General features: G+C 59.0%; 11 protein-coding genes. 8 read left to right on the forward strand and 3 right to left on the reverse strand.

Annotated features, from left to right (window positions below; all coding sequences use genetic code 11):
• The first annotated feature begins 71 nt into the window (after positions 1 to 71).
• Positions 72 to 1,889, forward strand: a complete 1,818-nt coding sequence (locus I9185_RS04295; protein ID WP_210092428.1) for an extracellular solute-binding protein — start codon at positions 72 to 74, stop codon at positions 1,887 to 1,889.
• Positions 1,890 to 2,447: 558 nt separating this feature from the next.
• A complete protein-coding gene (locus tag I9185_RS04300; protein ID WP_170344111.1) occupies positions 2,448 to 2,687 on the forward strand; it encodes a hypothetical protein in 240 nt (79 codons plus the stop codon).
• Here the strand turns inward: I9185_RS04300 and I9185_RS04305 are convergent.
• A complete protein-coding gene (locus I9185_RS04305; protein WP_171167898.1) occupies positions 2,676 to 3,299 on the reverse strand; it encodes an XRE family transcriptional regulator in 624 nt (207 codons plus the stop codon). The genes I9185_RS04300 and I9185_RS04305 overlap by 12 nt on opposite strands.
• A gap of 64 nt (positions 3,300 to 3,363) precedes the next feature.
• Between I9185_RS04305 and I9185_RS04310 the strand changes: the two genes are divergently transcribed.
• From I9185_RS04310 to I9185_RS04325, 4 genes are all read left to right on the forward strand, one after another.
• Positions 3,364 to 4,881, forward strand: coding sequence for a class I adenylate-forming enzyme family protein (locus I9185_RS04310; protein ID WP_209832958.1), 1,518 nt, complete (start codon positions 3,364 to 3,366; stop codon positions 4,879 to 4,881).
• Positions 4,878 to 5,537 carry a DsbA family oxidoreductase gene (locus I9185_RS04315; RefSeq protein ID WP_171632123.1) on the forward strand — a complete coding sequence of 220 codons (660 nt, stop codon included), beginning with the start codon at positions 4,878 to 4,880 and terminating at the stop codon, positions 5,535 to 5,537. The genes I9185_RS04310 and I9185_RS04315 overlap by 4 nt, the downstream gene beginning before the upstream one ends.
• A gap of 76 nt (positions 5,538 to 5,613) precedes the next feature.
• Positions 5,614 to 6,822 (forward strand): multidrug effflux MFS transporter, encoded by a 1,209-nt coding sequence (locus tag I9185_RS04320; RefSeq protein ID WP_210092429.1) that lies wholly within the window; start codon positions 5,614 to 5,616, stop codon positions 6,820 to 6,822.
• Between the two features lie 58 nt (positions 6,823 to 6,880).
• A complete protein-coding gene (locus tag I9185_RS04325; protein ID WP_210092430.1) occupies positions 6,881 to 8,539 on the forward strand; it encodes a hypothetical protein in 1,659 nt (552 codons plus the stop codon).
• 141 nt (positions 8,540 to 8,680) lie between these two features.
• Here I9185_RS04325 and mfd read toward each other — a convergent pair whose 3' ends face one another.
• Together mfd and I9185_RS04335 are read right to left on the reverse strand one after the other, a co-directional pair.
• Positions 8,681 to 12,139 carry a transcription-repair coupling factor gene (gene mfd, locus I9185_RS04330; protein ID WP_210092431.1) on the reverse strand — a complete coding sequence of 1,153 codons (3,459 nt, stop codon included), beginning with the start codon at positions 12,137 to 12,139 and terminating at the stop codon, positions 8,681 to 8,683.
• A 21-nt stretch (positions 12,140 to 12,160) separates the two neighbouring features.
• Positions 12,161 to 12,685, reverse strand: coding sequence for a component of SufBCD complex (locus I9185_RS04335; protein ID WP_170344104.1), 525 nt, complete (start codon positions 12,683 to 12,685; stop codon positions 12,161 to 12,163).
• 120 nt (positions 12,686 to 12,805) lie between these two features.
• Here I9185_RS04335 and hemB point away from each other — a divergent pair, with 120 nt between their 5' ends.
• Both hemB and I9185_RS04345 read left to right on the forward strand, forming a co-directional pair.
• Complete coding sequence (gene hemB / locus I9185_RS04340; RefSeq protein WP_171723173.1) at positions 12,806 to 13,804, forward strand: porphobilinogen synthase; 999 nt, start codon at positions 12,806 to 12,808, stop codon at positions 13,802 to 13,804.
• A gap of 142 nt (positions 13,805 to 13,946) precedes the next feature.
• Complete coding sequence (locus I9185_RS04345; protein WP_171362765.1) at positions 13,947 to 14,522, forward strand: YSC84-related protein; 576 nt, start codon at positions 13,947 to 13,949, stop codon at positions 14,520 to 14,522.
• The last annotated feature ends 125 nt before the right edge of the window (positions 14,523 to 14,647 follow it).

Raw genomic sequence — 14,647 nt, forward strand, 5'->3', positions numbered from 1 at the left:
TTTGATAATAAGAAAAATCATCACTACGGTGAATACCAACAAAATAAGGCCAGAGCAGGATTGTTTCCAAAATGAGCCCGGATTTTCTCCGTCCGTTTCGATCACTTGTGGCAGGAATCGCCACCATTTTCGTGATCTCTGTCGCCCATGCAGAATCGTCTCATGGCATAGCTATGTATGGGGACCCGGCCCTACCACCGGATTTTGTGTCCCTCCCATACGCCAACCCGGATGCGCCCAAAGGCGGCAACGCCGTGTTCGGAAACACTGGCGGATTTAACAGCCTGAACCCGTTTTTGCAAAAAGGCACCTCGCCTTGGCAATTGCCTTTCTGGACCCATGAAAGCCTGATGGGGCGGTCATGGGACGAACCTTTCACACTTTATGGGCTGTTAGCCGAATCAGTTGAGACCGATCCAGCCCGGTCCTGGGTCGAATTCACCCTGCGGGAGGAGGCGCGGTTTTCCGACGGTAGTCCGGTCACGATCGATGATGTTATCTGGTCTTACGAAACGTTGGGCACGCAGGGGCATCTGCGCTATCGCGGTCTATGGGGCAAGATCGAAAGTATCGAACAAACCGGCCCGCGTTCGGTGCGTATCACGTTCAATGAACCCGACCGAGAGCTTGCGCTGCTGGCCGGGATGCGCCCGATCCTGAAAAAAGCGCAATGGGAGGGCAAGAATTTCGCGGATGCACAACTGCATGATGTGCCGATTGGAACCGGCCCCTACGTGATTGAAAGCTACGAAGCGGGACGCTTTGTGAATCTGCGACGCAATCCGGACTATTGGGGGAACGACATCCCGTTTCGCCGCGGCACCATGAACCTTGATGAGCTGCGGATCGAATTCTACGGCGACGGCAGCGTCTTGTTCGAAGCGTTCAAAGCCGGAGAGCTTTCAGCCGTGCGTGAATTCAACGCCGACAAATGGGACACGCAATACAACTTTCCCGCCGTGCAGCGCGGCGATGTCATCAAGACCGAAATTCCGCATGGAAAACCTTCGGGAATGACCGGGTTCGTGATGAACACAAGAAAGGCTCCGTTCGACGACTGGCGCGTGCGCGAAGCGCTGACGCTTGCGTTCAACTTCGAATTCATCAACGACACGGTAACCGGTGGTGCGCAACCAAGGATCGCGTCTTATTTCTCGGGGTCCGACCTTGCCATGCAGCCCGGCCCGGCCCAGGGGCGGGTAAAAGATCTGTTGCTTCCTTATGCTGACATCCTGTTGCCCGGCACGCTGGAAGGGTATGAACTGCCGAAAGGCGACGGATCGGCCCGGAACCGGGCAAACCTCCGTAAGGCCGCGGGACTATTGGCCGAGGCAGGCTGGACCGTTCAGGAAGGCGTGCTGCGCAATGCAAATGGTGATGCCTTTCAGATGACTTTCCTGCTGCAACAGGGTGACAGCGAGATGGCAACTGTGGTCGAGATCTATTCCCGCGCGCTGGAACGTCTCGGCATCGGGGTCACGACGGAACAGGTCGACAATGCCCAATATGTCGGGCGCACGTCTGAGCTGGACTTTGACGTCACGACGTTCCGCCGGGCGCTTTCCCTGTCTCCTGGCAATGAACAGCGTCTTTATTGGGGCAGCGAAACTGCCGATGCCCCCGGCACTCGTAACCTGATGGGCGTATCTTCGCCCGCAGTTGATGCCATGATCGATGCCATGCTGGCCTCAAAAACCCGCGATGACTTTACCGCGGCCACCCGCGCGCTGGACCGGGTACTGACCGCAGGCCGCTATGTCATCCCGATCTGGAGCTTTGACATCGGGCGCATCGCGCATGTCAAAGAGCTGAAGCACGCGGAAACTCTGCCCATCTATGGCGACGGTCCGCAATACATGCCCGAAGTCTGGTGGTACGACGCCCAGTAAAAGGCGCAAACCCAAGACCAGCCGTTGTACATGTGAATCCGGCTGGTCTTTCCAACTGAAGTTTCCGAAAGACGGAAGCTTAAAGTGCCAGCAATTTCATACAAACAGCGCTCGGGAAATTTCCGCCAATCGGCAAATTTCAGCACATTATTATCCCACACAAGATATCGTTTGGCCGCATTGGAAGCATCGTAATCAGCGTCCAGCATCGTCACATGCAAGCGATCCGGAAAGAAACACCCACAAACAATTTTACTTTTCTGGAAAATATGCATATAAATTGGGCATTTAGGCTTAATAGCGAGCTGGCGATGACCCCGCCTCTCTGCCCGCCGGGACAATATGGCGCTGCGGATTACAGAACAACCGGGCCCGCCACCACTCACACCAAATGTAGGCCCGTAGGCCCGTTGCGGAAACTTCGCAGCGGGCACAAATCCCCCTGAAAAAAGCGCGGTCCAGCGCTGCGACATTTTGTCATGTCTTACGTGGCGGCACCCTGTCCGTACTCTGGTGTGGGGGAGAGCAGTCCTAATCGTTGCTAAGGGAAGCTCATTGATGATGAACTGGACCGATCTTACAAACGACTGGAATGCGGCATGCGAACGCGCAAAGCGGCGTTTTCCGAACCTGCGTGACAAGGACATGATGCGCGTGTTGAAGGATCGAAAAGGGTTTGAAGCCTATTTGGCCGAACGTCACCAACTTACGATGAATGAGGCACATGAAGAGGTCGAAGATTTCCTGTTCACCGAAGGGCTGAACCGGGAATTCAGCAGAACCGCTTTAGGCAAGTGATGTAACCCAAAGGATCGTCGCGTCTTCGTCACTGACGGAAATCACGTTGTGGCCCATGCTGCCGTCGTAATACGCGCTGTCCCCTCTGCGCATCTCAACCGGCTCGTAAAACTCGGTGTAAAGCTTGACGACACCGGTCAGCACATACATGAATTCTTCGCCGTCATGGCGCACCCAGCCGTCAAATTCATCCATTGATCTTGCGCGGACCCGCGCACGATAGGGCAGCATCTGTTTCTTGGTCAGGGTTTCGGCCAGCAGCTCATGCTCATAGGTGGTGGTGGCATGAGCCGTGCCGTCGCCCACACGGGTGATCGCCATGCGTCCGATCACCTGATCGCGCTGGGGCGGCGTAAACAGTTGGGGAACAGAAATCTCCAGCCCGGTCGCAAGCTTCTTGAGCGCGTCGTAAGTCGGCGACATCTGCCCGTTTTCAATCTTGCTGAGGGTCGAGCGTGCCAATCCGGCCTGACTGGCGGCCTGTTCCAATGTCCATTCCCGCGCTTTGCGCAGCTCTCGCACACGGGCGCCAAGGTCCAAGGGTTCGACTTCGGTATGGTCGCCAGAATCGCGGGCAATTCGGATCAGAGATTTGGGATCTTGAGTGCTCATGACCCTTCTATAGGCCCGGCCAGCCATGCTTGCAACGCGGCAGGCGGCGCGATAGCCAGAGGCCATGTTGTCAATCTTCGATCAGGGGTCGCCCGCACCCTGCCCCACGCCATTCAATCTGGCGGCCCATGTTCTGGGCCGCGCCGATCACGCGCCGGATAAAGTGGCTTTGTCGATATTGCGCCCGAACGGCGCGCAAGACTGGACCTATCGCGATCTGAAAGCGGCTGTGCTGGGCACAGGCATGGGGTTGCTGCGGGCCGGGTTGAAACCTGGTGATATCGCGCTGATGCGGCTGGGAAACACGGTGGATTTCCCGATTGCCTATCTGGGGGCAATTGCCGTGGGCATCGTACCGGTGCCGACATCGTCACAACTGACGGAACCCGAAACCGCCAAGATGATCGACGAGCTTTCTCCGGCGGTGATTCTGCGTGATCCGGGCGTCGCCTGCGCCTCGCATTCCAAACAGATCGGGCTGGACGCGTTGAAAGCCATGCGAAACCTGCCCCCGGCAGAATTTGACATGGGCGATCCGGAACGTATGGCCTATGTCGTCTATACCTCTGGAACCTCGGGCAAGCCTCGTGCCGTGGCCCATGCCCACCGAGCAATCTGGGCGCGGCAGATGATGGTCGATGGCTGGTATGGTCTGCGCGAGACCGACCGGCTGTGTCACGCCGGAGCATTCAACTGGACCTATACGCTGGGCACCGGCCTGATGGATCCATGGACCATGGGCGCAACTGCCCTGATCCCCGCGCCCGGCACGGAAATCACGGCCCTGCCTGCCCTGCTGCGCCAGCATGGCGCAACGATCTTTGCAGCGGCCCCCGGGGTCTTTCGCAAGATGGTGCAAGGGTGCGATCGGGTGGAGCTGCCTGACCTGCGCCACGGCTTGTGCGCGGGTGAGAAACTGTCGCGCGCGCTGCACGAACAATGGCGAAAGGCCACCGGCACCGAGTTGTTCGAAGCCTATGGCATGTCCGAATGCTCTACCTTCATTTCCTCCAGCCCGGATCACCCCGCGCGCAGCGACGCATTAGGACAACCGCAACCCGGGCGTCGTGTGGCGATCCTTGGTCCGGACGGTCCGGTGCCAAAAGGCCAAGAAGGCACCATCGCCATTCACCGCTCTGACCCCGGTTTGATGCTGACCTATCTCAACGCACCCGATGAGGTTGAAACGCGGATGCAGGGAGAGTGGTTTCTGACGGGCGATCAGGGCGTCATGGCCGTGGATGGTCAGATCAGCTATCTGGGCCGCGACGACGATATGATGAACGCGGGTGGCTATCGCGTGTCCCCGGTCGAGGTCGAAGCCGCCCTGTCCCGCTTTCCGGGCATCACTCAGGTCGGCGCCGCCGCGGTCGAGGTCAAACCGGACACATTTGTGATAGCGGCCTTCTATACGGGCCCGGAAAAGCTGGACGATGCGGCCTTGCGCACCTATGTCGAAGCCAACTTGGCGCGTTACAAACAACCACGCGCCTTCATCCATCTGCCCGCCCTGCCGACCGGCGGAAACGGCAAACTCCTGCGCCGGGCGCTGCCGGCCTATTTCGAGGCACCAACAAAATGACCCAGACCGTCAAGCTCGACATCCTGTCCGATCCGATCTGCCCGTGGTGCTATATCGGCAAGACTCAACTGGACAAGGCACTGGCCAACGTACCCGACCACCCCTTTGTCATTGAATGGCATCCGTTCCAGTTGAATCCTGACATGACGGATGCGGGAATGGATCGGCGCGAGTATCTCGAGCGCAAGTTCGGCGGCAAGGACGGCGCGGTTCGCGCCTATGCGCCGGTGGTGGAACACGCCGAAAAGGCCGGTCTGAACATCAACTTCGAGGCCATGAAACGTACCCCCAACACGCTGGATGCGCATCGCCTGATCCATTGGGCTGGCATCGAAGGCAAGCAGAATGCCGTCGTCGATGCGCTGTTTGACGCCTATTTCGTGCAGGGTCGCGACATCGGCGACCACGAAGTCTTGGCCGATATCGCGGACAGCGCCGGAATGGACGCCGCCGTGGTCATGAAGCTGCTGAAATCAGACGCCGACCGCGAGGATATCCGCAATCGCGATGCTCATTCCCGCAAAATGGGTGTGAGCTCGGTCCCGACCTTCATTGTCGCCAATCAACATGCGGTTCCCGGCGCCCAACCTCCTGAAATGTGGGAGAAAGTGATCGCTGAAATCATGTCTCAACTTGAGGCTTCCCCTGCAGAATAGCACAGAGGTCTGTGCAAATTTCCAGTCTGGCCTATGCCGACCCGCCGTGATAGCGCGAACGGGTTAGGAGGTCTTCATGGCCAATCGCATGTCGAAGGCGGAATTCATTGCACTGATTGCAATGATGTTCGCCACCATAGCCTTTTCGATCGATTCGATGCTGCCAGCGTTGCCCGAGATCGGCGCGCAGCTCAGCCCCGATGACGTTAACCGTGCCCAACTGATCCTGACGTCATTTGTGTTGGGCATGGGGATCGGCACGTTTTTCACCGGCCCGCTTTCGGATGCGCTGGGACGCAAGCCGGTCATTTACGGCGGCGCGGCTTTGTACATTGCGGCGTCTGCTGTCGCATGGGCCAGTTCTTCACTGGAACTGGTCTTGATTGCACGTGTGGTTCAAGGCCTGGGCGCCGCAGGTCCGCGCGTGGTGGCCATGGCGATCATCCGCGACTTGTATTCAGGCCGCGAAATGGCGCGGATCATCTCAATCGCGATGATGATTTTCACGTTGATACCCGCGGCGGCACCGATGCTGGGCGCCGGAGTAATCGCTTTGTTCGGATGGCGCGGGATCTTTGTGTCTTTCATTCTGTTTGCGTTGATCATCATTTTCTGGATGGGCGTTCGGTTGCCGGAATCTCTGGCCCGGGAAAACCGTCGCCCCTTTCGCATTCCGTTGATGTTCTCGGCCACGAAGGAAATGTTCTCGCATCCGACCGTGCGCCTTTCGATCATGGTTCAGACCCTGTGCATGGGGGTGCTGTTCACCATGCTGACAATGGTTCAGCCCGTTTATGACGTTATCCATGACCGCGCCGAAAGCTTTCCGTTCTGGTTCGGGTTCGTGGCGCTGATGTCCGGGTCGGCCAGTTTGCTGAACGCGGCACTAGTGGTGCGTGTGGGCATGCGCCGGATGGTGACATGGGCGCTGGGGGGGCAAATCCTGATTACCACCTTTGTCATGACCCTGAACGCCGCGCATCTTTCGCCAGACGCCTCGTTCGCATTGTTCGTGTTCTGGCAAACCATGGTGTTTTTCATGGCCGGCGTGACGCTGGGCAACCTGAACGCCATCGCGATGGAGCCGATGGGGCATATCGCCGGAATGGCAGCCTCGGTCATCGGATCGATTTCGACGGTGCTGGCCGCTGCCATCGCCGCCCCGATCGGGCTGTTGTTCGACGGTTCGATCACGCCTTTGACCTTCGGCATCCTGAGCATGTGCATTCTGGCCTTCGGGCTTATGCTGCACATGGGCCGCGTTGAAGAACGTCTGCCAGCCTGATCTGTGCGACTCGTCAGAAACACGCTACCCTCGACGTGAACCAAGCGGAGGGCTTCTGATGCGTGAATACTATGATCTGGGCAGCTATTCCTGTCCGGTAACGACCTCCATTCCCGAGGCTCAGCTGTGGTTCGACCGCGGCCTGAACTGGACCTATGGGTACAATCACGAAGAAGCCGTGGTTTGTTTCCAACGCGCAGCTGAACACGACCCCCAATGCGCCATGGCATATTGGGGCGTCGCCTACGCGGCGGGGCCGAATTACAACCTGCCATGGGACTTGCAGGACGAGCGGGGACGCCGCAAGGCGCTGGCGCTGGCTTATGATGCCATGCAAAACGCCCTTCGATTGGCAGACGGCTGTACGCCCGTCGAGCAAGCTCTGATCCGAGCCCTCCCTGCGCGCTATCCGCAACGAGATCCGGCAGAGGACATGCACCGGTGGGATCACGATTTTGCCGAAGCGATGCGCGCAGCCTTCGCCGCGCACCGCGATCATGCGGACCTGCGCGCGATCTACGTCGAGGCGCTTTTGAACCTGACACCCTGGAAAATGTGGGACCTGAAAACCGGCCAACCGGCACAAGGCGCTGCAACGCTTGAAGCGCAAGAGGCGTTGGAATGGGCCATGGCCAACGATCCGGCCGCCATGTCACATCCCGGCCTGCTGCATCTTTATGTTCACCTGATGGAGATGTCGCCCACGCCGGAAAAAGCTCTGAAAGCCGGTGATGTCCTGCGCACATTGGTGCCCGATGCGGGGCACCTGGTGCATATGCCGACACATATTGACGTGCTGTGCGGCCATTATCACAATGTGGTGCAGTGGAACGAAAAAGCCTCGGATGCGGATCTGAAGTATTACGAACGCGAAGGCGCGTTCAATATCTACACCGGATACCGCCAACACAATTATCACTTCGCCATCTATGGCGCGCTGTTTCTAGGTCAGATCGAACCTGCCCTACGCGCCAATCGGGGTTTGTGGGATACAACGCCAGAGGAGATGCTGCGCATCGAAAGTCCCCCAATGGCGGATTACTTCGAAAGCTACATGTCCATGGGGCCGCACATCCTGATCCGCTTTGGCCGCTGGGAAGAGGCCAAGACGCTGGAGCTGCCCTCCGATCCGGATCTCTACCGGACCCTGACGGCCACGACCCACTACGCCCGCGCCATCGCGCATGCCGCAACGGGTGATGTTGTCCATGCCGAAGCGGAAGAGAACCTGTTTCTGGCAGCTAGGGAATGCGTTCCGGAAACACGCAGGTTGCACAACAATCGTGTGATCGACCTGCTGGAAATCGCGGGGGAGATGCTGCGCGGTGAGATCGAGTACCGAAAAGGCAATTTCGAAATCGCCTTTGCCCATCTGCGCCGCTCGGTCGAACTGGACGACACCCTGCCCTATGACGAACCCTGGGGCTGGATGCAGCCCACCCGCCACGCGCTTGGCGCATTGCTGTTCGAACAAGGTCATGCGGCAGAAGCAGAAGCCGTCTATCGCGAAGATCTTGGCCTTGGCGGCTCGCTCAGCCGCGCTTCGATCCATCCCGACAACGTCTGGAGCCTGAAGGGACTGTACGATTGTCTCAAAGCCCGCGGGGAAGATGTTGAAATGCGACAAGTCAAACAACGCCTGGATCTGGCTCTGGCCCGTGCTGATCGGGCGGTTGCAGCGTCTTGCTTCTGCGCGCAGGCTGCAATGCGAGTATAGGCGGGATCGCGCTGCCGCGCGATGCCTCCGGCGGGGATATTTTCAGCCAGATGAAGCTGGGATCCGTGACTTCATCTGGCCGCAAATATCCCGGGGGAGATGCGCGGAACGCGCAGCGGGGGCAGAGCCCCATCTTGCCCATCAGCCAGCCTTGGTCTTCTTCTTTTCCGCGACCACTTTTTCAGCAAGGTCGCGGGCAATCGCAAAGGCCCCTTTGATCTTGTCGCTGTCTTTCTTCCAATCCCGGCGCACGACGATCTTGTTATCCTTGACCTTGGCCATGCCGCGCTGGTTCTGAATGAATTCGACCAATCCCTGAGGGGATGCGAACTTGTCATTGTGGAACTGGATCGTCGCGCCTTTCGGGCCTCCGTCCAGCTTGGCAATGCCCGCCCGTTTACACATGGCCTTGATGCGCACGACCAACATCAGAGTATTCACCTCTTTCGGCAGTTTGCCGAAACGGTCGATCAACTCTGCGGCGAAACCTTCCAGTTCCACCTTGGTCGACAGCGATGACAGGCGCCGATAGAGGCCCAGACGAACATCCAGATCGGGCACGTAGTCCTCGGGAATCAGAACCGGCACGCCCAGATTGATCTGCGGGGCCCACTGGTCATCAGCATCCGACAGCCCCTCCATCTCACCCGCTTTGATCTTGGCGATCGCCTCTTCCAGCATGGACTGGTAGAGTTCATAGCCTACATCGCGCATCTGACCGGACTGTTCTTCGCCCAGTAGATTGCCCGCGCCTCGGATGTCCAAATCCTGCGAGGCCAAAGTGAACCCCGCCCCCAGCGTATCCAGAGAGCCCAGAACCCGCAGGCGTTTCTCGGCAGTGGCCGTCAGCTTCTGCCGTGGTTTGGTGGTCAGGTAGGCATAGGCGCGGGTTTTGGACCGCCCCACCCGGCCCCGGATCTGGTAGAGCTGCGCAAGACCGAACATATCGGCGCGGTGCACGACCATCGTGTTCGCCGTCGGAATGTCCAATCCGCTTTCCACAATGGTCGTGGCCAGCAACACATCATACTTACCGTCATAAAACGCGTTCATACGGTCATCGAGTTCACCCGCCGCCATCTGGCCATGTGCGACCACATAGGACAGTTCCGGCAGTTGGCTTTTCAGGAACTCCTCAATCTCGGGCAGGTCCGAGATGCGAGGGACGACGTAGAAACTCTGCCCGCCGCGATAGTGTTCACGCAGCAGCGCTTCTCGGATCGTGACCGCGTCGAATTCGCTGACATAGGTTCTGATCGCCAGACGGTCGATAGGCGGGGTGCCAATGATCGACAGATCGCGCACTCCGGTCAGCGACAATTGCAAGGTTCGCGGAATCGGGGTTGCGGTCAGGGTAAGAACATGGATGTCCGAGCGCAGTTGCTTCAGCCGTTCCTTATGCCCCACACCGAAATGCTGTTCTTCGTCGATGACCAGCAGACCCAGATTGTGAAACCTTATGTTCTTGGCCAGCAGCGCATGGGTCCCGATCACGATATCCACCGTACCGCGAGCCAAACCGTCGCGGGTTTTCTGGGCCTCTTTCGCCGAGACAAAGCGCGACAATTGCCGAACCTCCAGAGGAAAACCGCGGAACCGTTCCCTGAAGCTTGCGGCATGCTGGCGGGCCAGCAATGTTGTCGGAGCCACGACCGCAACCTGCACGCCGGACATGGCAGCGACAAAGGCGGCGCGCATCGCCACCTCGGTCTTGCCAAAACCGACGTCGCCACAGATCAGCCGGTCCATCGGCGCGCCCGAGTGCATATCCTCCATTACATCCGAGATGGCGCGCAACTGATCATCGGTTTCCTGATAGGGAAAACGGGCGCTGAACTCCTCCCACGCGTGCGGCGGAGGGTCCATCACGGGGGCTTTTCGCAAAGCACGTTCCGCCGCGATGCGGATCAGCTTGTCGGCCATCTCGCGGATGCGTTCTTTCAGCTTGGCCTTCTTGGCCTGCCAGGCGCCGCCGCCAAGTCGATCCAAAAGCCCTTCGTCATGGCCGTATTTCGACAGCAGTTCGATGTTTTCGACCGGCAGGTACAGCTTTGCCTGCTCGGCATATTCCAGCAGCAGGCATTCATGGGCGGCTCCGGCGGCCGTGACGACCTCCATTCCCATGTAACGACCGATCCCGTGATCCACATGCACCACCAGATCACCGGGGCTGAGGGATTGGGTCTCGGTCAGGAAATTCTCGGCCTTGCGGCGCTTCTTGGGTTGGCGGATCAGCCTGTCGCCCAGAACATCCTGTTCAGCGATCACCGTCAGGTCGGGGGTCTCAAAACCGTGTTCCAGCGCCCAGACGGCAAGATGCAGGCCGCGCTTTCCGATACGCGTGCCATTTGTTATCGGAATCGCTTCGGCCAGACCTTCATCCTCGATCAGGCCGGTCAGACGTTCGCGCGCACCTTCCGAATAGGACGCGATCAGCACCGGACCTTTGTCGAGCCTGGCGGTGATGTGGCTGGCCAAAGCACCGAACAGGCTGATGCTTTCCTGCTGACGTTCGGGGGCAAAGTTGCGCCCGATCCGCCCGCCCGCATCGATGACACCCGGGCCCGACGCCTGCGGCAAGGGGCTGAACTGCATGACACGCCGATCCCCGACGGCCGCCTCCCACGCGGCATCATCCAGATACAGCAGCCCCGGAGGAGTGGGTTTGTAGACCGTATCCATACGGGATCGGTTTTCCAGCGCCAGACGCCGGGTCTCATATTGATCGGCAATCGTCTCCCATCGGGCCAGTCTGGCCGGTGTAACCTGATCATCGACAGTGATCGTGGCATCCGGCAGATAATCAAACAACGTTTCAAGCCTCTCGTGGAAGAAGGGCAGCCAATGTTCGATGCCCTGATGCTTGCGACCGGCGCTTACCGCCTCGTAAAGCGGATCATCGGTTCCGGCAGCGCCGAATTCGATCCGATAGTTCTGGCGGAACCGCGTGATAGCCGCATCATCCAGAATGACCTCGGACACCGGAGCAAGTTCGACCACGTCCAGCTTTTCGGTCGTGCGCTGAGACACGGGATCAAAACGGCGCGCGCCGTCCAGTACATCTCCGAACAGGTCCAGACGGACGGGGCCCGATTCACCCGGAGGGAAGATGTCGATGATACCGCCGCGAATGGCATAATCGCCCGGCTCCATCACGGTGGGGCTTTGCGTGAAGCCCATGCGCACCAGGAAGTTGCGCAGCGCGGTCTCGTCAATGCGCTGATCGACGCGGGCGGTAAACGCCGCTTCGCGCAACACGTCTCGCGCCGGGACGCGTTGGGTAGCCGCATTCAATGTTGTCAACAACACGAATTTCTGCGGCATCTGGTGAACCAGCGCCGCCAGCGTGGCAACGCGGGCCGCCGAGATATCCGCATTGGGGGACACCCGGTCATAGGGCAGACAATCCCAGCCCGGAAACACGAAGACCGGCATGTCGGGGGCAAAGAAAGCCAGCGCGGCGCGCATCGCCTCCATCCGCTTGTCATCTCGCGCGACATGGGCCACCGGCCCGTTGCTGCGGGCGATTTCGTTCAGCACAAGCTGCGCGTCAAACCCTTCGGGGGCGCCGCCAACTGTCACGTGGTTCGGAGCCTTCATCGCCTCGCCTTTCAGATTTTGCTATCCCAGAACGCCAATCGAGATGTTCTGATACATGCCCCAGAACGAAGTGACCAGTATCGAGATCATGCCTATGATCTGGGTATAGAGCCGACAGCGCGCAATGGTTTTCGAAACCGAGTCGAGCGTCAGTTCCTGCCGCCGCAACCGTCGTGCATGCACGATGTTCACCAGCAGAACAAGCGTCAATGGAAACAGAAGAAGGAACACGGCCTGCGCGAACTCGACGCCGTAATAGAACCCCAGCGTGGCCAGTCCGGTGAACAAAAAACTTCCGAACGCCAACAGGATGGTTCCTGACATGTCGACGATCAAAAGTATCCGGTTGGTGTGTATGCGAACGATGTCCAGAAGGTCGATCTCGACCTGCCCGCCAATGCGTCGGGCACGTACCACCAGATCGTAGGGAATGCCCATTACCCAGTGACTCGCCGAAGACCAGACAACCGCCAGCACGATCCAGAACCAGAGATTCGAAAAGCTGCGCATGTCGATGACTTCAAAGATCGAAGAGTACCAGTCCAAACCCAACCCTTTATTCAAACCACTCAGGGAGGTTCGGCCACGCTGCCGCGTCCATTGATACCCTTGAGACCTTTGTGAATTCATGCCACCCAATGCACGAATGTTCAAGGAGAACGCGCCATGAAACCGACCGTTGCCCCCTATCCCATGACCCGCTTTCGGCGTGCCCGTCAATCCCGGGCAATCCGCGGACTTGTGCGCGAGAATGTCTTGACCACGGACGACCTGATCTGGCCCGTTTTCGTCCGCGACGGCGAAGGGGTTGAAGAACCCGTTCCCTCGATGCCGGGCGTGGTTCGCCGGTCGGTGGATCTGATTGCAAAAGCGGCCGTCGAAGCGCAAGCGCTTGGAATCCCGGCGATATGCATCTTTCCCTACACGGATTCCGCGCTCAAGACCGAAGACTGCGCCGAAGCCTGGAACCCCGACAACCTGTCGAACCGGGCCATCCGGGCGATCAAGGCGGCAGCCCCCGACATCGCGGTGATGACGGACGTGGCGCTGGACCCGTACAATATCAATGGTCATGACGGTTATGTCGTCGACGGCGAGATCGTGAATGATCAGACCATCGAAGCGTTGGTCAAGATGACCCTTGCCCAGGCCGATGCCGGTGCCGACATCATCGGACCGTCGGATATGATGGACGGCCGGATCGGGGAAATGCGCCGCGCATTGGAAGGCGCCGGGCATCACAACGTGATGATCCTCAGCTATGCCGCGAAATACGCCAGCGCTTTTTACGGCCCCTTCCGCGACGCCGTCGGCGCCTCGGGCGCGCTGACCGGCGACAAGAAAACCTATCAGATGGACCCGGCCAACTCGAACGAAGCCCTGCGCCTGATCGAACGCGATCTGACCGAAGGCGCGGACATGGTAATGATCAAACCCGGAATGCCCTATCTGGATATCTGCCGTCGTGTGAAAGACTGCTTTGGTGCGCCCACCTATGCCTATCAGGTATCGGGGGAATACGCGATGATCCAGGCGGCCGCCCAGAATGGCTGGATCGACGGAGAAAAGGCGATGCTAGAAAGCCTGCTGGCCTTCAAGCGCGCCGGGTGCGACGGTATCCTGACCTATTTCTCGCCTCAGGTTGCCCGGATCCTGCAGGGCTAAAACCCCGAAGAGTCGCAACTTTTCGCCGACAAGCCCCCTTGAGCGGGCAGCTTTCCCGTGACACAACGCCCTAATCGGCGTATCCTTGCCGTCAAGATCGGGATCACCCGACATATCAGGCACAGTTACAGAGAAAACAACCATGAGCAGTTCCAACTCCCCCCGACTGAACCGTCGCGGCTTTGCCTTGGGCATGGCAGGCCTGTCCCTGACCGCTGCCTGTGGCAACGGCGTCGGCAACTCAAATTCGGCCACGATCGATGCCCGCGTCGATGCCACGCTGACCGAAATGTACAGCCGGTACCCCAACACCGTGGAAATCGCGAACAAAGCCAACGGCATGTTGGTTATGCCCCTGATCACCGACGCCGGATTGATCTTCTTTGGCGGTGCCTACGGCCAAGGCGCGCTGCGCATCAACGGCGCCACGGTCGATTACTATTCTGCAATTTCCGGAACCGCAGGTCTGCAAATCGGTGCGCAGCAATATGCGCATATCCTGTTCTTCATGACCGAAGATGCGCTGAACGATTTCCGCCGTTCCAGCGGATGGACCGCCGGTGCCGATATCGGATATGTGGTTGACGCAACCGGGAATTCCTTGTCCACGGACACGACAACACTGCGTTCGCCGGTGCTGGCGGTGGTCTTCGGCCAGGCCGGTCTTAAATTCGGCGCGACCGTCGAAGGTACGAAATACACCCGCATCATCCCATAACCCGGATTACCACTTCCCCCACACACGGCCCCGTCGCAGAACAACACTGCGGCAGGGCATTTGATTTCAACCCTTTCCACGCAGGTTCTTGCCGCGTTCCTCTTTCGGTCGGACCGACCATCCTC

The organism is Ruegeria sp. HKCCSP346, assembly GCF_017872595.1.
Taxonomy (GTDB): domain Bacteria; phylum Pseudomonadota; class Alphaproteobacteria; order Rhodobacterales; family Rhodobacteraceae; genus Ruegeria.

Bases quoted from the DNA above. Each gene is read 5' to 3' on its own strand.
- mfd (WP_210092431.1), bottom strand. From the start codon at position 12,139: ATGAAGGCTCCGAACCACGTGACAGTTGGCGGCGCCCCCGAAGGGTTT.
- I9185_RS04295 (WP_210092428.1), top strand. From the start codon at position 72: ATGAGCCCGGATTTTCTCCGTCCGTTTCGATCACTTGTGGCAGGAATC.
- hemB (WP_171723173.1), top strand. From the start codon at position 12,806: ATGAAACCGACCGTTGCCCCCTATCCCATGACCCGCTTTCGGCGTGCC.
- I9185_RS04305 (WP_171167898.1), bottom strand. From the start codon at position 3,299: ATGAGCACTCAAGATCCCAAATCTCTGATCCGAATTGCCCGCGATTCT.
- I9185_RS04315 (WP_171632123.1), top strand. From the start codon at position 4,878: ATGACCCAGACCGTCAAGCTCGACATCCTGTCCGATCCGATCTGCCCG.
- I9185_RS04310 (WP_209832958.1), top strand. From the start codon at position 3,364: ATGTTGTCAATCTTCGATCAGGGGTCGCCCGCACCCTGCCCCACGCCA.
- I9185_RS04320 (WP_210092429.1), top strand. From the start codon at position 5,614: ATGGCCAATCGCATGTCGAAGGCGGAATTCATTGCACTGATTGCAATG.
- I9185_RS04325 (WP_210092430.1), top strand. From the start codon at position 6,881: ATGCGTGAATACTATGATCTGGGCAGCTATTCCTGTCCGGTAACGACC.
- I9185_RS04345 (WP_171362765.1), top strand. From the start codon at position 13,947: ATGAGCAGTTCCAACTCCCCCCGACTGAACCGTCGCGGCTTTGCCTTG.
- I9185_RS04300 (WP_170344111.1), top strand. From the start codon at position 2,448: ATGATGAACTGGACCGATCTTACAAACGACTGGAATGCGGCATGCGAA.